Annotated in this window: 17 protein-coding genes; 6 read left to right on the top strand and 11 right to left on the bottom strand. The window is 56.9% G+C overall.

All coding sequences use genetic code 11. From position 1 onward, the window contains the following. Positions 1–84: 84 nt before the first annotated feature. Together ampC and FHX14_RS21875 are read left to right on the top strand one after the other, a co-directional pair. Complete coding sequence (gene ampC / locus FHX14_RS21880) at positions 85–1,239, top strand: class C beta-lactamase (RefSeq protein ID WP_003590763.1); 1,155 nt, start codon at positions 85–87, stop codon at positions 1,237–1,239. 314 nt (positions 1,240–1,553) lie between these two features. Further along, positions 1,554–2,510 carry an NAD-dependent epimerase/dehydratase family protein gene (locus tag FHX14_RS21875; protein ID WP_003590761.1) on the top strand — a complete coding sequence of 319 codons (957 nt, stop codon included), beginning with the start codon at positions 1,554–1,556 and terminating at the stop codon, positions 2,508–2,510. Positions 2,511–2,603: 93 nt separating this feature from the next. Here FHX14_RS21875 and FHX14_RS21870 read toward each other — a convergent pair whose 3' ends face one another. Genes FHX14_RS21870 through FHX14_RS21855 form a run of 4 tightly spaced genes read right to left on the bottom strand, consistent with a single transcriptional unit; the run spans position 2,604 to position 7,297 of the window. Next, positions 2,604–3,968: a glycosyltransferase gene (locus FHX14_RS21870; protein WP_003590760.1), complete on the bottom strand. Its 1,365-nt coding sequence runs from the start codon at positions 3,966–3,968 to the stop codon at positions 2,604–2,606. After that, on the bottom strand, positions 3,961–5,151 hold the full coding sequence (locus tag FHX14_RS21865) for a glycosyltransferase (protein WP_184378627.1): 1,191 nt from the start codon (positions 5,149–5,151) through the stop codon (positions 3,961–3,963). The genes FHX14_RS21870 and FHX14_RS21865 overlap by 8 nt, the downstream gene beginning before the upstream one ends. After that, positions 5,151–6,452 carry an ABC transporter ATP-binding protein gene (locus tag FHX14_RS21860; protein WP_003590757.1) on the bottom strand — a complete coding sequence of 434 codons (1,302 nt, stop codon included), beginning with the start codon at positions 6,450–6,452 and terminating at the stop codon, positions 5,151–5,153. The genes FHX14_RS21865 and FHX14_RS21860 overlap by 1 nt, the downstream gene beginning before the upstream one ends. Continuing rightward, positions 6,449–7,297 carry an ABC transporter permease gene (locus FHX14_RS21855; RefSeq protein WP_003590755.1) on the bottom strand — a complete coding sequence of 283 codons (849 nt, stop codon included), beginning with the start codon at positions 7,295–7,297 and terminating at the stop codon, positions 6,449–6,451. The genes FHX14_RS21860 and FHX14_RS21855 overlap by 4 nt, the downstream gene beginning before the upstream one ends. Before the next feature lie 115 nt (positions 7,298–7,412). Here FHX14_RS21855 and FHX14_RS21850 point away from each other — a divergent pair, with 115 nt between their 5' ends. Beyond that, positions 7,413–10,457: a trifunctional glycosyltransferase/class I SAM-dependent methyltransferase/polysaccharide deacetylase gene (locus FHX14_RS21850; protein ID WP_003590753.1), complete on the top strand. Its 3,045-nt coding sequence runs from the start codon at positions 7,413–7,415 to the stop codon at positions 10,455–10,457. Here FHX14_RS21850 and FHX14_RS21845 read toward each other — a convergent pair. After that, positions 10,446–11,495, bottom strand: coding sequence for a glycosyltransferase family A protein (locus FHX14_RS21845; protein WP_003590751.1), 1,050 nt, complete (start codon positions 11,493–11,495; stop codon positions 10,446–10,448). The genes FHX14_RS21850 and FHX14_RS21845 overlap by 12 nt on opposite strands. A gap of 1,648 nt (positions 11,496–13,143) precedes the next feature. On the opposite strand from FHX14_RS21845, the gene FHX14_RS21840 reads away from it, so the two are divergent. Next, positions 13,144–13,350 carry a hypothetical protein gene (locus tag FHX14_RS21840; protein WP_012558648.1) on the top strand — a complete coding sequence of 69 codons (207 nt, stop codon included), beginning with the start codon at positions 13,144–13,146 and terminating at the stop codon, positions 13,348–13,350. Positions 13,351–13,828: 478 nt separating this feature from the next. Here the strand turns inward: FHX14_RS21840 and FHX14_RS21835 are convergent, their stop codons facing one another. The 5 genes from FHX14_RS21835 to FHX14_RS21815 all read right to left on the bottom strand — a co-directional run bounded on the left by FHX14_RS21835 (position 13,829) and on the right by FHX14_RS21815 (position 17,466). Next, positions 13,829–14,077, bottom strand: a complete 249-nt coding sequence (locus FHX14_RS21835) for a hypothetical protein (protein ID WP_003590747.1) — start codon at positions 14,075–14,077, stop codon at positions 13,829–13,831. A gap of 102 nt (positions 14,078–14,179) precedes the next feature. Next, positions 14,180–14,887 carry a TfuA-like protein gene (locus tag FHX14_RS21830; RefSeq protein WP_003590745.1) on the bottom strand — a complete coding sequence of 236 codons (708 nt, stop codon included), beginning with the start codon at positions 14,885–14,887 and terminating at the stop codon, positions 14,180–14,182. Beyond that, complete coding sequence (locus FHX14_RS21825) at positions 14,884–16,074, bottom strand: YcaO-like family protein (protein WP_037074042.1); 1,191 nt, start codon at positions 16,072–16,074, stop codon at positions 14,884–14,886. The genes FHX14_RS21830 and FHX14_RS21825 overlap by 4 nt, the downstream gene beginning before the upstream one ends. Positions 16,075–16,237: 163 nt before the next feature. Beyond that, positions 16,238–16,663, bottom strand: coding sequence for a helix-turn-helix transcriptional regulator (locus tag FHX14_RS21820; RefSeq protein WP_003590742.1), 426 nt, complete (start codon positions 16,661–16,663; stop codon positions 16,238–16,240). A 170-nt stretch (positions 16,664–16,833) separates the two neighbouring features. Continuing rightward, positions 16,834–17,466, bottom strand: a complete 633-nt coding sequence (locus FHX14_RS21815) for a class I SAM-dependent methyltransferase (protein WP_003590741.1) — start codon at positions 17,464–17,466, stop codon at positions 16,834–16,836. A 490-nt stretch (positions 17,467–17,956) separates the two neighbouring features. Between FHX14_RS21815 and FHX14_RS21810 the strand changes: the two genes are divergently transcribed. After that, on the top strand, positions 17,957–18,844 hold the full coding sequence (locus FHX14_RS21810) for a DUF6030 family protein (protein ID WP_003590739.1): 888 nt from the start codon (positions 17,957–17,959) through the stop codon (positions 18,842–18,844). Between the two features lie 104 nt (positions 18,845–18,948). On the opposite strand, the gene FHX14_RS21805 is transcribed toward FHX14_RS21810, so the two are convergent. After that, complete coding sequence (locus FHX14_RS21805; protein WP_245279779.1) at positions 18,949–19,284, bottom strand: hypothetical protein; 336 nt, start codon at positions 19,282–19,284, stop codon at positions 18,949–18,951. A 244-nt stretch (positions 19,285–19,528) separates the two neighbouring features. Here FHX14_RS21805 and FHX14_RS21800 point away from each other — a divergent pair, with 244 nt between their 5' ends. Continuing rightward, entirely contained in the window at positions 19,529–20,602 is a 1,074-nt protein-coding gene (locus FHX14_RS21800; RefSeq protein WP_003590735.1) for an endo-1,4-beta-xylanase, read from the top strand. Positions 20,603–20,616 lie beyond the last annotated feature (14 nt).

Raw genomic sequence — 20,616 nt, 5'->3', positions numbered from 1 at the left:
GATTGCAAAATAGCGCCGTTAAACGTCGTACCCATGCGCTTTTGCGCTTGTTTTGGCTACTCTGTCGATTGGAGGATGACGGTTATGAAAAGCATTCGGATAAGAATATTATCGGCGGTTTTGCTCTCGGCCGGCGCTGCCACCAGCGCTTTTGCCGCCGACGAGACCAAGTTGAAGGCGATCACGGATGCGGCAATCAAGCCGATCATCGAGAAATATGCCATTCCCGGCGTTGCCGTCGCCATCACCGCTGACGGCCAGGACCACATCTTCAACTATGGTGTCGAATCCAAGGACACCGGCAGGCCGGTGGCGCCGACCACGCTCTTCGAACTCGGATCGATCAGCAAGACCTTTACGGTGACGCTGGCATCCTACGCGGAAGCAAGCGGACAGCTCTCGCTGTCGGACAAGGTCGGCAAATTTCTGCCTGGAATGAAGGGCAAGCCGTTCGGCGATATCGCCCTGATGAACCTGGGCACCCACACGGCAGGCGGATTTCCGCTGCAGCTTCCCGATGAGATCAAAACCGAAAAACAGCTGCTCGGATATTTCGAGACCTGGCAGCCCTCCTATGCCGCTGGGGCGCAGAGAAGTTATGCCAACCCCAGCATCGGCATGCTCGGCTATATCGTGGCGAAAGCCATGCATGCGGATTTTGCGGCTTTGATGCAGGGCAAGCTGTTTGCCGGGCTCGGCTTGAAAAGCACTTATATCACTGTGCCGAAAGCGCGGCTGGCGGATTATGCGCAAGGTTATAAGCGCAGCGGCGAGCCCGCCCGGATGACACCTGCCGTTTTCTCATCCGAAGCCTATGGCGTAAAATCCACCGCAGGCGACATGATCCGCTTCGTCGCCGCCAATATGGGCCTGGTCAAGCTCGACGAAAAACTGCAGCAGGCGATCACCAGCACCCATATCGGATATTTCAAAGCAGGGGCGATGACCCAGGATCTCATCTGGGAGCAATATGCCTATCCCGCCGCGTTGAACGACTTGCTGGCGGGCAATTCCCCCGCAATGCTGAAGACCATGCCGGTCTCGGAACTGCGGCCGCCGATGAAGCCGCGCGACGATGTGTGGATCAACAAGACCGGCTCGACCAACGGCTTCGGCGCCTATGTCGCCTTCATCCCCAAACAGCGGCTCGGCATCGTCATCCTCGCCAACAAGAACTATCCCAACGATGATCGCGTCGCCGCAGCCTATCAGATATTGACCGCGCTCTCGGCCGACTGATCGGAAAACAGGCCATCGCCTCCACGGCTAGCGCACGGCATCAATTGAATTTTGTATCGCGCTTCCGAAAATCGAGTCAGACTTTAGCCCGATGCCGAGCCAGCGCCCTCGTGATACAGAAACTCTTGCGATCGACGGGCGCGCCTCGCCCGCAGTCGTTTCGTTGCCGAATGTGGCGGTACTACTTTAAGTAAAACATATGAATAATTAAGATTAATAAGGGAGTATTTTCTAGAATACTTCTAATGAATTGCCACGCCTTAAAGGTGATGCTAATAAACGCTTACCTACTCAACGTCATAAGGCGCAATGCAATGAAAAGCGTATTGATTTCTGGCGGGGCTGGATTTATCGGCTCGCATTTGTGCGACAGGCTTTTACTTAGAACCGACGTCGAAAAGCTGGTTGTTGTTGACAATCTCTGGACGGGACTTTTCGACAATATCGCCCACATCCGGGATCCCCGCTTCCACTTCGTGAAGTCGGACGTCGAGACGCTGCGCAGTTCTGAAAAATTCGATGAAATCTATCATCTTGCCTCACCGGCATCGCCGCCATGGTACATGAAGGAGCCGAAGAGGACGATTTCCGCCAATCTTCTCGGGGCATTCCGGCTGCTGGAGCTTTTGAAGAAGGGTGGACGTTTCGGCTTTACCTCGACCTCCGAAGTCTATGGCGACCCGCTGGTATCGCCGCAGCCGGAATCCTATAAGGGCCAGGTGGACTGCACCGGACCGCGCTCATCCTACGACGAGAGCAAGCGCTGCACGGAATCGCTGCTGTTCGAAATGCAGCGCACCCAGGGGCTCGACCTCAAGGTCGTCCGTCCCTTTAACATTTACGGTCCCCGCACCCGGTCCGATGACGGCCGCGCCGTCTCCAACTTCATCACCCAGGCGCTGGCGGGCCGGCCGATCACCGTGTTCGGCGACGGCAAGCAGTCGCGCAGCTGGGGTTATGTCGATGACGTCGTCGACGGTTTCGCCCGCTATTTCTGGATCAATGAAACCGACTACAAGGGACCTCTGAACGTCGGCAATGATCGCGAGATTTCGGTGCTCGAAGTCGCACAATATGTGTCCAAACTAGTCGGCGGCGTGCCGATTGTCTTCGAGCCGTCACCGCCTCAGGACCCGACCAACAGGCGGCCGGACCTCACCAACGCCAATTACGTCATGCCAGAGTGGTCGTGCAAGATCAGCTACGAGCAGGGCGTGGCCATGACGCTTGACTGGTTCAGGGACCAAATGAAGGCGCACGCTGCAGAATAAACGAGCATATGCTGGTGGTTTTTGGCTCGGCGCATCGCGCATAGGCCCGGTAGGGCGTCTGAACCTGGCGGTCGGCTGCAGCAGCGTCGGCCGCTACGATTTACTCGTATTGTCATAGAGTGCTGAACGCAGTTTCGCCTGCACCCACTGGATGTGCTGTTCGATCATATGCACGTGGAAACTCGGGTTATTGAGAGTATTCAATGTAAAGTCGGACAAATTCGGAGAGGCGCTGATCGGCTGACCCTGCCATTCGGCAAGCGCCACAGGAAGATATCTATGTATTGCCTGGCGGTTTAGCCACGGACGGAAATGCCGTGCGTCCCACGGTTCGGCGCCGATCCGATGACCCATGTCGCCGACGTGTACCGTCCCATTCATGATACGAGCAGCGAGGGGCCGGCGTTCCGCCAGCATAGCTTCGGCTGCCTCAAGGCCTTGGTCCAGGTCGATCTCGAGCACGTCGATTTCGTCATTTGAAGCTGGATCCGTCGGAAGCCGCCAATCCTCGCCCAACACTTCCGCGGCGCCGCGAAGATAATGATATCCACTGCACTGTCGCTCCACCTTCTCATAGAGCCTGCGAAGGCCAGCCTTTTCCAACATTTGCAGGACGCGGGGGCCAGCCTTGACGAGGGGGTCAAGGACAGAACCGGCGCGGGTAGCGATGGTCCTTTGCAGACGCCTCTTCCAGCCTTTTCTTCCGGCGAACCGATGGATCGCGAGCAGCCGTTGTATGTCGGGGTGCTTACGAGCCATCAAGGCATCGGAGCGCCCCTCTTGATGCCTGCGCACCATCTTCCCGGAGAGTGTCGTCGTTTGATGTTCGAGATGATAGCCCAATGCGTCAGGAGCAAAACGAATTGGAACTCCTTTTTTGATCAGGCGCAGACCAAATTCGAAGTCTTCTCGTGCACGGGCGAATTGAGGATCGAGCCCCCCCATTGCGTGAAATAGTTCCGCATCCAGCGAAAGGTTTCCTGTCAGCACATCGGTAAAGGCGAACTGATGTCCAGGGCGGGACACGCGCTCGAAGTGCCTCGTCCACCACGCGCGCGCGCTGAGGCGGAAGCGATCCTTTGCAATGTGCGGAAGTGGCGGGTAGGGGCCCATCACGACGCCCCCAGGGTGGCGCTGATGTTCAACGGCGTGCGCCCGAACGAAGGTTTCCCCAGGCTCAATGTCGTCATCAAGGAAGATCAATAAACGGCCGCTCGCGACCTGCGACCCCGCATTGCGGGCGAGTGCCGGACCGACGCCCGGCAACGTGAGGGTACGAAGCGGAACGCGGGTACGAAGCGACAAGAGCATTGTCGACGTGTCATCCTCACACCCGTCCGCCACAACCAGGACCTCGAACGCTGGGGTCCCCTCTCGCTGAGCATCGAGCTTGCTTAAAAGCGATCTCAGCATGGCAGCACGATTATGCGTTGGTATGATAACGCTGATGTCAACCACGCTTATGCCCTGCCTCCCCTGCTCGCGCCCTCACCCGCGCCCTCAGATATCGAACCGGGCCGCTCACAGCACCTCTGACCTGCGTTAAGGCGTCGTTGTAAGGCAGGCTGAATTGGTGTGTCCGTCGAGGCTGAAACAATCGCCGAAGAAGCCTGCTGTACGAACGAAACATGCGAGGGATCGCACGCGGGTTTCCCTCGAACAGGAGGGCCTTCGTCAAGATGGCGAACGATGCAACCTCGTAGCCATACATCTGCTGCTGCAGTTCCTTGCTTGAGCGACGATGGCGGTGCCAGTTCAGAGCCTCGGGATCGTAGATGATCCGATATCCGGCTTCGAGCACACGCCGGAACATGTCTGTGTCGCCACCAGCCAGACTGAGCGTTCCAGCGTCGAGAGCCTCGTCGAACCACCCCACAGCGTCGACGATCGTTCGGCGCAATGCCATGTTGACACCGGCACCCGCATGCCATCCGGTGAATGGGTCCAGGTTATAGGCATCATAGGCCTGGCGCCTGAAACCACGGCAAAAACCGCCAAAATGCTGAAAGGCGATCTGCGAGTCCGTTTCCAGCTCTGCCGCCATGGTAAGGCCGGTTACAGCCAGCACGAGGGGGTCTTCGAAATTGCGAAGCAAGGTTCTAAGCCATAACGGGTCGGGAACCGCGTCGTCGTCGATGAAGGCGACGACGTCTGCTTCTGTGTTGCGAAGGGCAGTATTGCGCGCGACGTCAAGACCAGGCCGCGGTTCGCGCAGATATCTCACAGTGTCGAAGCGCCCGACCAAATCTCGCGTGGCCTCGTTCGATGGGGCATTGTCGACGACTAGAATATCGGCCTTATCGGGCATAGCCAAAAGCCCGGTGAGGCAGCGTTCCAGATCTTCGGTACGATCGCGCGTGCAGATCACCACGGACGCTTTCGGCAGCTGACTTGGAGCAGGCGACGGATCAGGGAGGGCCAGCCGATGCCTCAGCCAGGCTTCGAAGACCGACGAACTGGCCGCAGACAGAATCCGGTCCTTGATTGGTATCTTGCCGCCATCGGTGTCGAAGGCGATCACAGCCTGGCCGCACGGACGACCGGCGACCCGGATCAGCACAAGTGCACCCTGATAGTCATCGGTCGGTTCAAAATCTGGCGGAAGGTCAAGAATGTCGATGTCTCGAACCGCAAGGCGCATCAGGAGTTCCGATCCGAGCTGTGCTGACCCAATGAGCCGTGGCCCGGCGAGGTCGCGGTGGGGCGCGACTGCACCTGCTGCCACTGTGTCGGAGGATTCAGCATACCCTTTCTTGGGCCGGGGCCGGTCACGGCGAGAGGATAGACTTCGGCATGGTAATCGTAAACCTGCTGCCAGTCCGCCGAAAAAAGGCCCACCGTAACGCGATAGTCACCCGGCGCCAGGTCGACACGATTGAGTGTTGTTTCGACGCGCACCGTGTCCGTGTCTACGACGGGGGCGAATTCGGCCAACTTGCTGTCGGTCTCGAAGCAGCACGTATCGTCCGCAGCGTAGATGCCGATGACGATAACGGCGTTGCGATCTCTGGTGGCGCCAACATAGGTCAGTGAAATCGACAGCCGGTCGCCCGCAACGATGGTACTTGTCGGCGTGCTTTGCTCGTTCAGCAACGCTAGGGCTGTGATCTGGAGTTCGCCGTTGCCGAACCGGCTGACCTGCGGCACAAGTTCGACGGGCAGTTTCGTAACGGCGAACGGTTCGTGCTGGACGCTGGCGACCTTCGCCTCGACAGCCGAGGTATAAAGCGGGAGCATTTCGTCGATTGGTCCGTAGCCCACGACGCGACCGCCTCTCAGGAACAGCACGTGATCGCAGATTTCTCTTACCTGCGAGACGTCGTGTGACACGAAGAAGATAGTGGCGCCGCCGTTCAGTATCTCCTTCACTCTTGCAATGCACTTCTGCTGGAAGGCTTGGTCGCCTACGGCGAGGGCCTCATCGATAAGCAAGATGTCCGGGCGCACATGGACTGCCACGGCGAATGCCAGGCGCATGCGCATCCCGGTGCTATAACTGCGAACCGGGTTCTCAACGGCCGCCTCCAGCTCTGCGAAGGTTACAATCTCGTCAAACCGCTCGGCAACCTCGGTCCGCCGCATTCCTGCGATAACACCCAGCAGGAAGATGTTCTCGCGCCCCGTCAAATCGTCGGTCAGGCCCGCCCCGATGTCGAGCAAGGCGCCAATTCGCCCCCTCACCTTGATCTGCCCTTCGTCGGGACGACCAACGCCGCCGATCAGACGCAGCAAAGTGGACTTCCCGGCCCCGTTTAGCCCGACCACGCCGACAGCTTGCCCAGGCGCAACCGCAAAGCTGATGTGGCGCAGGCCCCAAAAGCTTTTCGACTTTACCACGGACCGTCCGGACAAAAGGTAACCCTTCAAGGTGGTGGAACGTGCACCCCCTTGCGGACGGTAGCGCTTGCCGACGTCATGGACGGTAATGGCGCCTTGTCTCATAGTTCGTCCACGAGGCGTGCGCTGCCACGCTCGACCAGACAGATGCCGGCAATGAGCATCGGCAAAGAAACCAGCGCAGTCTTCCAATAGATATCAACGGGAGGCCACGCGTGTTCGACGAAAATGGCGCGGTAGCCCTCGAGAATCCAGGCCATCGGGTTCCAGGTGTGAATTAACGCCATCGGCTCGCTTGCCTTAAGTGGACTGTAGAACACGGGTGTCAGGTAAAAACCCAGCATCAAAATTACGCCTACCAAATGTTGAGTATCCCGGAAGTGGACATGCGCAACCGCAACAAGATAGGACAGGCCCATCATGAACAGCGCCTGCGCAAGGAAGACGAGTGGAAGTGCGAGGACGCTTAAAGTCGGGCCGCCGGTCTCGATAAACGAGATGACGAAGAGGAGTGGCAGAGCGAGCAGAAGGTGCACTGCCTGTGTGATGACCGCGACAACAGGAAGTATCCCGATCGGAAAGCCCGGCCGGCGCACCAGTTCGCTGCTGCCGGTTATGGAAGTCGTCGCTGCGGGTACCGCAGTGCTGAGCCAACCCCAGGCCAACACGCCGGAAAAGACGAAAGTGGTGTAGTGGGGAATATCTAGGGGCAGGACGTGACGAAAGATCAGCGAAAAAACCAGCAGCTGGCTCAATGGCCGCATTAAGGACCAGCCGAGGCCAATCGCGGACCGTTGATATCTCATCTTCAGATCGCGTGTCAGAAGTTCTAACAGCAAATCGTTCCATTGCAGACAGACGTGGATCAAGGGCTTCCACTGATCACGACGCCAGTATTGGTCCCGTCGTTTCGCGCGATCCAGCGCATCATCCTTGAGATGTTCAGGCATTTAGGCTCACTCTTGCCACCGGTTAAATACACCTTGCCTCAAAGTAGTAAAGATCATCATACTCGCGAACTGACACGGTACACTAGCGTGATCGTTATCGTAGGAAGCAACAATTATGCCGATGGTTTCCATCATTACACCGGCGCATGAAGCGGAAACAACGATTTCTTCGACCTTGGAGAGCCTGATAGCGCAAAGTCATGCCGACTGGGAATGTGTCATCATTGATGATGGTTCAACCGATCGGACTGCTGAGATCGCGGACCGTTTTGCGGCCCGGGATACGCGCTTCCGTGTGCTGCGGCAGGAGCAGAGCGGCGTTTCAGCTGCTCGCAATGCGGGACTGGCACAGGCGAAAGGCGACTGGGTCGTCTTTCTCGACTCTGACGACGCGCTGGCACCCTTTCACCTCGAAACCATGTTGAATCACACACGAGCTTTGCCGCAGGCCGACATTCTGCATTGCGGTTGGCGCCGCCTGAAAGATGGTGCTCCCTGGTGGCAGTCTCACCCCGCGGTGAAAATGGACAATCCGTTTGCCGAAACAGCGCGCTATTGCCCCTTCGCGATCCACGCCGCCTTGCTTCGCCGGTCCCGGCTTGCAGAAATCGGCGGCTTCGATCCAGAGATGACAATGTGCGAGGACTGGGACCTGTGGCAGCGCCTCGCTCGAGCTGGCGCCGAGTTTGCGCCGGTTGAAGGCCTGATGGCTGACGTTAGCGTAGAGGCCGGTTCGCTGTCGTCAAACAGGGTTAAGCATCTCGATTTTGGTCTTAAGGTGATCCGGCGCGGCCACCATTCCGATCCGCGCATTGCCTATCCAGTGCCGGCCCTCGCCCAGGGAATAACACAAGCCGCGTTGGGAACAGCGTGCTGGTATCTCGCGACCTGGCTCGTCGGCGCCACAATAGGTCAGGGCGACAATCCTGGCGAACTGCTTGACCGGGTGGCAGAGCCTATCCCACCTGACGCCGACGCCTACGCGCTCAGCGCAATCATGATGGACGGGATTGTGGTCGGCGCCTTCCCGGGCGAGCCGATTTGGCCCGGACTCTGGTCGAAGATCCAGGACAAGCTTCCCGACCTGGAGGCTTGGTTTAATCGGCATAGTCCCCAAGAAGCTTTTGGTTCGCTGCTGGTTCGTGCACTGGAACGAAAGATCGCCGACCAACTGCCGACCGACGTGCCCGCCACGATCGGAACAACGAGGATACAGCCAATCGATTTGGATCGACCTATCGTCGACCTTATCTTGCCCGGCATTGAGCGGCTGCGCTGTTGCATCTGGCGAGGCCCGACGCTGCTAGGGCAACTGGAGTTTGTTGTCTTCGGAGCAATCGAAGCCGATGCCATACGAAATCGACTTAGGATGATGTTCGGCCTGGAGTTCGACGATCCGACGGACCCAACGGCGGTGGCAGAGGACGGCTTCGTCAATCTTCCTGATCAGGATGACGGGCGCGTCGCCGCCGCCAGCATGGCAGCGCCCAGCCACCGGGGGGTAGCTCAACGGGTGCTGAAGCTCATGGCGAAAATATCATATTGGGCAGAAGCTAAGACAGTCGCGGGTTGGGGCAGCAAGGAGGAGCCGGCACCAACACCTGTCGACTCAATATTGGGCGTCGCGCATGCCGGGCGCGCCGAATTCGATCGAATCGTTGAAGAGGAAAGTCAGCGGGCAGTTGCAGCCTCGGCGCAGATGTTAAAGGAGACGCCGTCGAAAAAAACCGGCCCGGCGGGCGATGAGGTGCCGAGGTACGATACGGAGGCGTACTGGGAGGAACTGTTTTCCCAGGTCGATCCTTGGGACTACCGAAACAACTATGAGACTGTGAAATACCTTCAAACACTCTCGGTGTTGGACGATCGGCGCTTTTCAAACGGCCTTGAGCTGGCCTGCGCGGAAGGAACCTTTACACGGATGTTGGCCTCCCGCGTCGACAACCTGCTGGCGACCGACATTTCGGCGTCGGCAGTCGCTCGAGCGGCCTCGCTCCAGGACGATGATTCTGCGGTAGCCTATCGGCAGTTGGATCTTTTGCGCGACGAGCTGGAAGGGCCTTACGATCTCATCGTCTGCAGTGAAGTTCTGTACTATTTCGAGAACAGAGAAAAACTTCGGCAGATTGTCGATAAGATTGCAGGCAGCCTTCGCCCTGGTGGTTGGTTCGTGACCGCCCACGCCAACCTCCTGGTTGATATGCCGAATGAGACGGGATTTGGGTGGCCGCATGAATTCGGTGCGGTCGGCATAGGTGAGATGTTTGACCAGCATCCGGATTTAACTCTCTCGGTTGAAGCCAGGAGTCCGCTCTATAGAATCCAAAGGTTCGAGAAGGTGGAGCACGGGGGCTTCCTTGAGCCGACACGCGTGGAAGTAAACACAGCGCAGCCTTTGCCTCTTCAGGTCGCCAGCCAGGTACGCTGGAGAGGGGGGCAAGTTGTGGAAGCCGCCGCCGACTGGAACGATGTCCCGATCCTGATGTACCATCAGGTTTCGGACGACGGTGCTGAACAGCTGGCTCGATACCGCCAGTCTCCGGAGGCTTTCGAAGCTCAACTGGCCTTCCTGCGCGACGCCGGATGGCGCGGCATGACTTTGGATCGGCTGCTTGCTTGTTTCGATGAAGGTGCCAAACCGCCCGAAAAGACATTGGTTCTGACCTTCGACGACGCTACACGCGATTTCATGACGCATGCCCTCCCACTGCTACATCGATACGGCTTCCCATCCTCACTCTTCGTCCCAACCGGCAGGGTCGGCGGCTCTGCAATATGGGATTCGGCCTATGGATCGCCAGCTCCACTGCTGACGTGGGAGGAACTTGCGGCAGTCGCGAAAAGCGACGTGACGCTCGGCGCCCACGGTGTCCGGCACGTGCGTCTATCTGCCCTGGCACCGGAGAGCCTGTTGCGAGAGCTTGCCGGCTCCAAAGCCATGCTTGAAAAATGCCTGGGTCGGGAAGTGCTGGCGATCGCATATCCGTACGGCGACTTCGACCCCGCTATCCGGGACATAGCCGAACAGTGTGGTTACCGGATCGGGTTAAGCTGCGTCGGCGGCGCAGTGCGGGCGGATGCAGATAAGCTCGCATTGAAAAGACAGGAGGTTTTTCGCGGGATCACCCAGTCAGAGTTCGCAAATCTGCTAGTTAGCTGAGACAAGAATGGGGTGGTCCACCGTCCAACCCGCATCGTACTTTGTTCCTAGAGCAAAGCGATGATTGGGATTTGGAGAGAAATTGGGTTCCTGCCTCAGCCATGATCGAGCCTTTTTTTTGAGGTTCGCCATTGCCTTTGCTCTCGCGTCGACCACAAGCATCTCCGCGGCAATGGGCTTGTCATATCCCGACATGGTAGCCACAAGTCCGATGAGCGCGCGGTATTGGCCTTGTTCAACCGCCCTCTGGGCGAGCCACCGGCCACAGCGGCTTAGGCCTGCCCGGATTGCAAGAACCTTTTCCGGGTGCCTCTTTAGCATTTCATCCGCGACCAGAATCCAGGACCGAAGCATTCGCGCCAAATTGGCTGACATGTTGTCGGGGGTTTGGCGATAGCCGACTAGATGATCCGGCACTACTGCAAAATGCGAGAGTTCAGCGGCTAGGCAGTAGAAGAGATAATCTTCACATCCCTGCGCCTTGCGCTGCTGGAGCGAGGAGTCAAATCCTCCCGTCGCTTCGAGGACAGTCCGCCGTACAAGTGGCGAGCTTCCATTTCCAATGAAGTTTTGAGCAAGTACGTCGTCGAGCACATCTCCCTCGACGGAAACCTCATTGCTCCGGTAAATGACGTAATTGTTGTGGTCGATCATCGCATACCAAGTGTAGACCAGCCCGACTTGTGGCCCCCCTGACTCCAATGCCACCAACTGTCGCTCAATTTTATCGGGTGACCAGAGGTCATCAGCATCTAGGAACGCCACCAGGTCGGCAGAGGTAGAGCGCCAACCCGCATTTCGAGCAGCAGCGACCCCTGAATTTCTTTGCTTCAATACTCGCACGCGCGGATCGATTTCAACGATTTCTTGCGCAATCGCCAGGGTATCGTCCTTAGAACCGTCGTCCACAACGACGATATCGAGCGCGCGATGCGTTTGATTGCGAACGCTGCTGATTGTTTCAGCCAGAGTTCCTTCCGCGTTGTAGGCTGGGATTACAACAGCAACAGTGACTTCACTTCCTGCCGATTTCTTCAAGCTCTCAACTCCGAAATCCACGCCATCGCAAAGATGGTTACGCCAGATGGACGTTTGAGTTTCCATAAACGGAGTAATGGTTATACGACAAAGATATTTCTAGCCAGCAGCTGTTGGTAGTCGATAGATTGCCGCTACAAAAGCGACGCGGCCGCCAAAAAGACGGTTACCATCTACCTGTGAGGAAGCTGACCTGTATCCATCCCGCCTCGCCGAGACCCCGACGAGGGCAACTCCGTTCCGCATCGCTCAGGCCTCGCATTGGGGTGGACCAAACGGTATGCTCAGTCGCGCGATCGGCGTTCTCACCGGCTGAGGCCGCCCGAAATGCGATCCACAGAACTCTCGTCATCATCAAGTTGATACAGGAGGTTCGTTGCGGATCCGGTCTTGCGTGGCCTACCGCGTGCACAAAGGCAAAGTCGCCGCCTGCTCTTGGAAATGATGGTTGGTTGAGAATGCTCGTCGGAGTGAGCTCTCCATTTGGCAGCCATTGAAGGATACTATTCCCGGAGAAACACAATTAAAGTAATTGTATAATTACCCCAATAAAAATCTTAGACAAGATCGAATTTAGCTGCAATCATACCGACGCACTGTGCAAGCATTTCTACCGGAGGACCCGCCACCCACCCCGGCGGGTTCTCTGCTTTGCTTCCCGGACGCTTGCCGCAAATGCGATTGCTCTTGCCTTTGTATCGGCATACAAAAATATTGCTTTGAATAATGATATCACCTGGCAGAGATCTGCCTGATGAGACAAACTCACATTTTTCCAACTGAAAACTGGAGGCCCGCCGCCCGCGCGGGCGATATCGGAAGCTATATTTCAATGGCGAGCCCGACACCTACCTACGCATCGATGTAATTTTACCAACAACCGATGTCACACAGCCGATATCGGAACATGTTAATCACTAATAAAACCACAAAAACCGCAATACAATACATCGCGTCATTATATACGCATAAAATTTACGTCATCTTTTAATTGATATTTAAATACAACCTCCATCTGAAACTTATTATTTAACCTTTTGATAAAAATTTTCTTGAGCACTCCGATTACTGGTCGCAAGTTATTCTGTCTTTAATTACCACCGACCCCGGTTCCAGTTATTATCAGGAGGGCAAAAAGTCAGCTGAAGCCGCTTCCCACCTCGGGTTTCAGCCGCGCCGCTAACTTCGCGGGTACACCGGATGGGGATCACACCCGATAGCTCGGCAGTCGTGGAGATGACCGCGCGCCGGAGCGTAGCCGGTGCGACTTAGGAGCGTCCCGTGACGGCAGTAGAGATATACGATGGTGCAACATGTCGCTAAATCAGATGGTTAGACCGCAGACACAGCGCAGTTCCGCCGGCAGCAGCGGGTCGGTCCGTCTCAACCGCGGCGCATGGGTTCCGGCATGTCCGGCCGAGATACCGGCGCCAAGCCGCGACGTCAGCCTCGTTCGCGATCTTCCGACACGAAACGACCGGCCTTCTTCGAGCCCGTCCCGTTCAACACGCCGAAGGCGTCTTATGGTGCGCCACACCTGTGTCGAAATGGTCGCACCTCGACAGGGAATTAACCCTTCATAAAGCATTTGCTTGCTCAACTTATAATTTGTGTCATGGTCACTGTAAGTAGTGAGGGAGCCGACCTGATGAGTGATATAGCATCGCATATTCCGGAATTTGGTTACGATGAACGCGTGATGATCTGCCGGAAGCAGATCGAGAAGGCGGTTTATCAATTCATTGCAAATACGAAGGTCGAAGGGTGCGATCCGGCGGAAGTCGCAATGGCCATCGCAGACATTGCCGACGATTACATTTTACTCCTGGCCCAGAAGCGCAATTTGACCCACTGAGATGAGGGATCGGCCGTCGATCGGCCGATCGCGCACAAGCCATGTGAACGCGAAATCGCGCCGCTTCCCTTCCCGGAAGCAACGTCGAAGAGACCGTAACTCTTCGCTTGTAGCCGTCCAGCGGATCGTTTCCGGCAGATCCTGAACAACGCGTCGACCATCCGCAGCCCCCAACAGGCCGAACCTCTCCAAACAGCCGTTGAGATGGATTTGCCCAGGCGTGAGCTTGAGCCCGTTATCTCCCCCCGCGAAGGGATCGAATGATTCCGCGAGCGCACCTCCATAACAGCACAAACATAACCGCGAAGATCGGTGTTGATTTTCGCGGTTATGCGTAAGTTTGAAGGCGTGACGCATCGCGCCGAGCGTTATGTCCTTTGTCCAATGCATATCACCCGGAACGCTGGACACCTCCGGGCGACAGGCATTAGAGCGGTTCAACCGTTATGGAAGCGCAGAACCGCTCCAGTCGTTTGTTTTAGTGACAGCTCACACTCACTTGCGGAACCGGCGAGCTCAATTCGGCCAGTTCCCTGGTGAAGCCTTCCCCCACTTCCTGCTTCACCGCCTCGAGCGCCAGATCGAGGCAATTCGTCGCGAATTGCAGCTTGACATCGTCAGCGACCTGTCGCGCGTAGGCAATCATCCGCGCCAGCGCGATGAGTTCGTTCAGACCATCTTCCGCCCCTTGGTCTGCATTTGCCTTGGCAATCGATGTCACGCCCATGAGCATTTCTCCAACGAATTGAAGCAATGATACGCGCGCAGAGGTGTTTGAGCCCGTGAAAAAAGCGTGACACAACCCCCGGTGAGAATTTCCGCTTTCGATTTACAATGCAGAACGCGTACGGAACGCGGTTGAATGCAGCTTCCAGGGCAGACCGGCGTTCGATCTTATGTCGCGGGCGTCCTGCACGGCTTTCAGCAATTCCAGGGCATCGATGCGTTTTTGATCGATAGAATTCGAAAGAAGCGTCGCCAGCAGCTGCGGACGGTCCGGCTCGGCTATACCGGCGCATTGCTCGACGATCGCCCGCCACGTCCGCCTCTTGAAAAAGATCGCGTTTGCCGCATCTTCGAGCCGCTCGCGCAGTCCAGCTGCCAGCAGTCCGCTATCGTCCATCGCATCGAGCGTGGCGCTGACATTGACGAGGGGTATCGTCAGCGGCTTGCTGCCGAGCGCGCTCGGCGCGTGCATGAGTGCGACGGCGGCATCGTCCACCAGCCGACCGGTGCGATAGTCCTCGAAAATGCGGCCGATCCCGATCATCCCGAACGGATGGCATTCCGCAGCCCGCAAGGCGCCCATGCTTGCTGCCCCGAGAACGGCCACGCCAAGCGAGAGAGCATGGAGAATTTCCTTGTGCCAGACCGGTGCGGCATATTCGAAGCCGCCGTCGATCAGGCCGATGACGTTGGCGCCCTGTTCCACCTGAGCCAGGACATCGCCTTGCATGGCAGGCGGCAGGACGCGGACCGCCGCGCCGGCAAGCGATGCCGCATCGGGAAGGCTGGGACCTGCGAAAATGATCTTCAAAACCCGATCGCCTTGGCCAGAGCCCTTGTTCCAAATCGCCGGGCGCGCTCCCCCTCGGGATTTTCGAGCTCAGGGATAACGATCTTGACGACGCTGAAGGGAAGCGTGTCGTCGCTGAGGCGGACTCGGATGACTGAAGCGATCCCTCGGTTGCGCAGAGCCTCAAGCACTTGTTGCAGCAGCTCCGTCAGATTCCGTGCCCGATAGCCTGCCGCGCCGTCATGGCGGAGGGCGGCAGGCGGTGCGGCAACCGCGTCGAAGGCCCGCCGCATCAGCGGCGGGAGGGGCCTTAAGAAAGTGGCAGGAGAAATATCGTCCCTGGCGCCGCTGATATAGGTCAGCCGGGATTGCACGGCTTCCGTCACCGCCCGAATGGCCGCCCGCACGGGAGACGGGTGCGCCCCGGTGCCGCCGGTCACCTCGACGAGGCGAATGTCCCTGTCAGCGTAAATATGCCTGGAGCCTGGAATGAACTCCCCAGGACCCAGCATGGCGGTGAAACAGGGGATCGCGATGTCGCTGGTGATATCGAACAGCCTGAGCGCCAATCCCGATGCTTCGATCTTGTCGACCAGCCCGTTCAGGGCACCATCCTCAAAGCCGCGAGGATCGACGCAGCCGGCATAGAGATCGGCCTCCCCGCCCACCTGCCACAACACCTGAGCGTCACGCTCGATGCGCTCCAGGACGCCATGAAAAATTGCCTCCTCGACACTGTTTCCCGAAGCCAGGCCATCCGACGACATCCAGTATCGCGCGTCCCGCGTCCGGTCGAGCACCGCCGCTTCGAAGGGGATGTGGATCTCGTCGCCGCTGAGGATATCGATGCCGGCAACCCATTCGGTTTCGTCATCCGGCCCGAGATCGGGTTTATGGACGGCGGTCAGGCAGCTCAACCTGTCGACTTGGTAGCCCATCGCCTGCAGGCGGGAACAGGAACCGTGGACGCGCTTGACGAAGGGTTCGCCGGCAACGGCCCGTTCGAGGGCCTCCATGACAGTGGATACCTTGGCGTCCAGATCCGTCAGGCCCTTTCCCTGAGCAATCACGATCGACCGCGAATTCGGGGCATAGGCGCACCAGACGGGAATTCCGATATCATCCAACCCGGTATGTCGCGCAACCCTGGTAATGCCGAACCTGGCCAAAAAAGGTTCGACGCGGGAAAGAGTCTCCCCTGGCGATATAATCCTGTCGGAATAGTGGGCCGGATGTAGGGCTGAATTCATAGCGCACCGGCATAGATATGGGCCGTCATCAACAGCCCCTTGATCGGACGGCGGAGCAATCACCATTCGTCTCGATCAACCGCAGATCGCCGACTGTCTGCAGGTGATGCACCATCCGTCCTCAGCCGTTTACAACCGGATCCTGCAAATCACCGTCGATCTCCGACAAGCCGGCAACGGCCAGACTCTTGGCCAATGCCACCAGTTTTTGCCTGATATTCGGATCCTCGATGGCGATGAACGCCTTGTTGAGCGCCAGCCCCTCCTTCGAGGACAAGAACTTGTTCAATTCGCTCGTCTCGCCTTCGATCGGTCCGGAGCCACCGTTCTCGAAGAAAAAGCCGATAGGCACGCGAAGAATCTCGGATATGCGCTGAAGGCGGCTGGCGCCTATCCGGTTCGTTCCTTTTTCGTATTTCTGGATCTGCTGGAAGGTAATGCCCAGAAGTTCGGCCAGACCATGCTGGGTCATCCCGAGCGTCTTTCGCCGCACCCTGACGCGGTTGCCAACATAGACGTCGATCGAATTCGGGGATTTAGCCTTCATGTGAATAAGTCTCCCACTTTATCAGCATGCCAGCCGTATAATGGAGAGTTTAAGCAAAAATGCAACTAAAAGTAAATATTTCGTAAGGATTTTTTTCGGCGCTGCTCACAGTATAAACAACCTGCGCTCGCGCACTGCTGTTCGAAATGACGGCCGCTTGGACACCGCCTCTAAAGAGGCTTTCGAGCCACGGCGATCATCGACTTGGCCAAAACAGGAATTCTTCCGACATAACGAAAACGGACCTTATCGAAGCCGGCATCCAGCAGCAGCATGCTCAGTGTGTTTTTCGACCAGAACTTGATATGCCCATGATCCTTCAGCGGCATGAAGTGATCATCCATTTTCCCCATCGCCGCGAGTGCAAGGTTCTTCAGATAACCGTGATAGGGCGTCGACATCACGGCGACGCCGCCCGGCTTGACAAGATCGTACATCGTCGAGGCGAATGCCCTCGGATCGTAGACATGCTCGACAACCTCCAGGCTGATGACGGCGTTGAACGTGCCGTACTCCCGGGAAAGATCGTCATAGGCCGAGCCGACATTCAGCGGCAGTTCGGGATAATTGATATTGGCCTTGGCAATACCATCGCTGGAAGGATCAACGCCAACGACATAATAACCCTTCTCCGCAAGAGCAGCGGCCGCTCCACCCGTACCACATCCCAAATCAAAGACGTCGTTTTTCGCAGAACCGGCGAAATGGCTCTCAAGCGCGTCAAGCACGGCAGGTAAGATGTAGAAATGCGCGGTTGTCGGCTTGGCATGAACATAGGTAGTTGCGTCTAATTCGACGGACATGTCCCCCTCCGCGATTGCGCGGCAGACACTATCGAAGAATGCGTCCAAAATTTGATGAAATCCGCCAAACAGCAAGGATAGAAAAAGATATAATCTGGAGTTTTATTATTAAAAACAAAAGCTATGCGCGAAATACCAAAAATTCGAACACAGAATGCACAAGCTGATGGAGCATCGTAGAAAATACTTTAAATAATTCAATGGATTCATTGAATTCAGAATATGAGTGAAAGCAATATCTCAAAGTTACGAAACACCAGACCAGCAGCGACCGCCTTCATGGAGCTAGCAGTGACATTGCCCGTAGCCGCATGAGCGGTTCCTGATTGAATGGTGCTGCATCTTCACCGAATCTGCCGCGCCCATCCTGGTGGTGAGGCATAAAGGCGCCCAATTGCCGACACGAAGCCAAAGATATTTAACGGATAAATGTATACTGCTGGATTTAGACAGCCCGATCGAAATCCTTCTCGGACCGGAGAAGACAAGCTTGCCCGATAATTCGCCGTCCGCAAATGCGAAACAGCCATTGGGAAAACCGACGATTCCCGTGGTCTTCTGGTTGCTGCTGACGATCTCACTGTCACTGGTCATGGGGACGGTGCTTCTTTCCAACGACATGAAACACTTGAAGACGGTGGGCCATTATTTTGGCTTCGATCTCTTTCCCCCTGACGTTACGCCGCCTCCCCCCAAAGCCCTTCCGCGCCCGGCGCCGCCCGCCACTTTTACGCTTCCCTTGCATCTGATCGACCCGCCGGTGGCGCAGACCGTGTCGACCTTTCTACGCACATGGCGAATATCCGGGCCTGCAATGTGTGCAGCTCTGCGCGATGCCGGTATCGAAACCAGCGATTGGGCGGCGGCGAGCTTCAACGCCGATACGTTCGAATGCTTTTTCGAACATGGCGCCAAGCGGGAAAAGGATCAGCTTCCGAGTTCCATCTTCGTCATCGTTCGCGGCGACGCCGCCGGCGTGATCAGCAATATGCGGGTGAAAATCATCAATCCCGAGACGGATCAAAACGGCCAGCTCGATCCCGCTATCCTGCGAATTTTCGAAACCATGTTGCGGCAACCGCAATGGCTGGATTTTCACGAGACGTTGAACGCAATCAAGAATCTGAAGGACGTCAAGGAAGACGGTTTCGGAGCCAGCATCAACTTCGCCCGTGAGGTGCTCAATCCCGACCGCTATAACTTCACGCTGTCGCTGGATGCGACCTCCGGGCCCCAGAAAAGAACAAGAAGCTATTTTTCCGACAGAACATGGCTTCCATCGCCCGAACCAACGGTCGAGACAGACGTGCCGTCGGCACAGCTATCCACGCCTGCCGATGCCGAGGCACCGGCAAGAAATGCGGACCATCCGCGCTAGTTTTGCGGCAACGACATGCGTAAAAGCAAAGAGCTAAAGTGCAAGGAGCGAATCTGAAAGATCGCGACGCACTTTAGGACCTGCCGAGATTATCCGTCGGTTTGTCACGCCATGTAACTTGCATCGTCGTGATGCCTGGCCAGGATCCTGTAAAGCTCTTTCAAACTTTCCGCGCTCGGCCGTTCGGTGCCGTCTCCGCCCGCCAGGCGCCAGAGACGCTCGACATTGAGGTCCTGCGTGACCTGGGCAAGATCATCGCTCAGAGAGCGAAGGGCGACCGCCGATCGACGCAACCGCAAGGATGTTCTGATCAACGCTGCAAACAGGATGACAATGACGCCGACGACGCCGAAGACAAGGGCTGCGAACTGCCGGCCGTCGAGAAGGAATAGATCGTTTCGGACGGTCGCCATAAAAAAAGCGGCATTTTGAAATGCCATATGAAAACAGCTCATCAGATAGCTAAACCAATATTCCATCGCGAGCGCCCTCCAGAACGGTTTATATCTTGGAGCAAGCTGGAAAGTCTAGCAGATACCGACAATATCCCCTAGTTCGACAGTATATTTGAGGTTGCATTACTCTACTGAATTGAAACACAGACCCCGAGATGGATCGTTGCCGGCGAGCTCGGCCCGTTAAATTCCGCCGCGGACATGAAAAAAGCCAACAGTGAGAGATAGAATGAATAGAAGACGTTTCCTCGCCTCGATTCCGCTTGCTCTGTTGTATGCCAATGCGGGCGACGTCCTCGCACAGGTGCCTCCGGCGAGAGGGTTGCGCGCCGTTGCCGACAGCAAGGCATTCCGATTCGGATCGGCAATCGACCTGCAGAACATCAACGACCCAATCGCCTCCAGGATCTACACCGACAACGTCAATTCGATAACGCCGCGAAACGAGCTGAAATGGAATGCGACAGAAAAGAGACCGGGTGTATTCAGCTTCAAGAATGCCGACCTTATGGTTGCATTCGCACGCAAAAACAACATGAGGGTTTATGGCCATACTTTGATCTGGTATCGCGTCCCGGAGTGGGTGTCTGAGATCACCGACGCCAAGACGATTCAGGCGACGATGAACCGTCATATAAAACAGGTTGTCACTCGCTATAAGAACTCGATCGACGCTTGGGATGTGGTGAACGAGCCGTTGGAATATGATGCGCCGGATCTGCGGGATTGTGTTTTCCGACGCCTCCTTGGCGACGACTATATCCGTATGAGCTTCGACATGGCACATCAGGCCAATCCCGGTGCGACGCTGGTGCTCAACGAAACGCATCTGGAGAAAAAATCCGACGTGTTCGAACAGAAGCGCGCCCGCATACTGAAAATCGTCGAGGACCTCGTCGCCCGGAAAACGCCGATCGGCGCGGTCGGGCTGCAGGCGCATTTCCGGCCCGGCCTCGACCGAATCGATCCGGAAGGAATGGGGCGCTTTTGCGCGGCGCTGAAGGACATGGGGGTCGGCGTTTTCATCACCGAACTCGATGCGTCCTGCCACTTCCTCAACCGCGACAAAGGCTTCACGCCGGCGTCATACGGCGATATTTTCAGTGACGTGATCACCGTGGCGGCCGAGCGTGGCGACTTGAAAGGCGTGACGGTATGGGGCATGTCGGAAAAATACGCCGAGCCCGACGAGAAGGCGGCCGGTCCCGACGCGGCTTGCACGAAGCGCGTTAATCTTTACGACGAAAACAACACGCCGAGAAGTGCGGTTGATGGCATCCGACGGGCAATAGAGGCGATGTGATGCGTAAGAAAACA

The organism is Rhizobium sp. BK619, from assembly GCF_014195245.1.
GTDB lineage: Bacteria > Pseudomonadota > Alphaproteobacteria > Rhizobiales > Rhizobiaceae > Rhizobium > Rhizobium acidisoli.
Note: the sequence above shows the minus strand (reverse complement) of the source record. Positions and strands in the feature narration are given on the sequence as shown.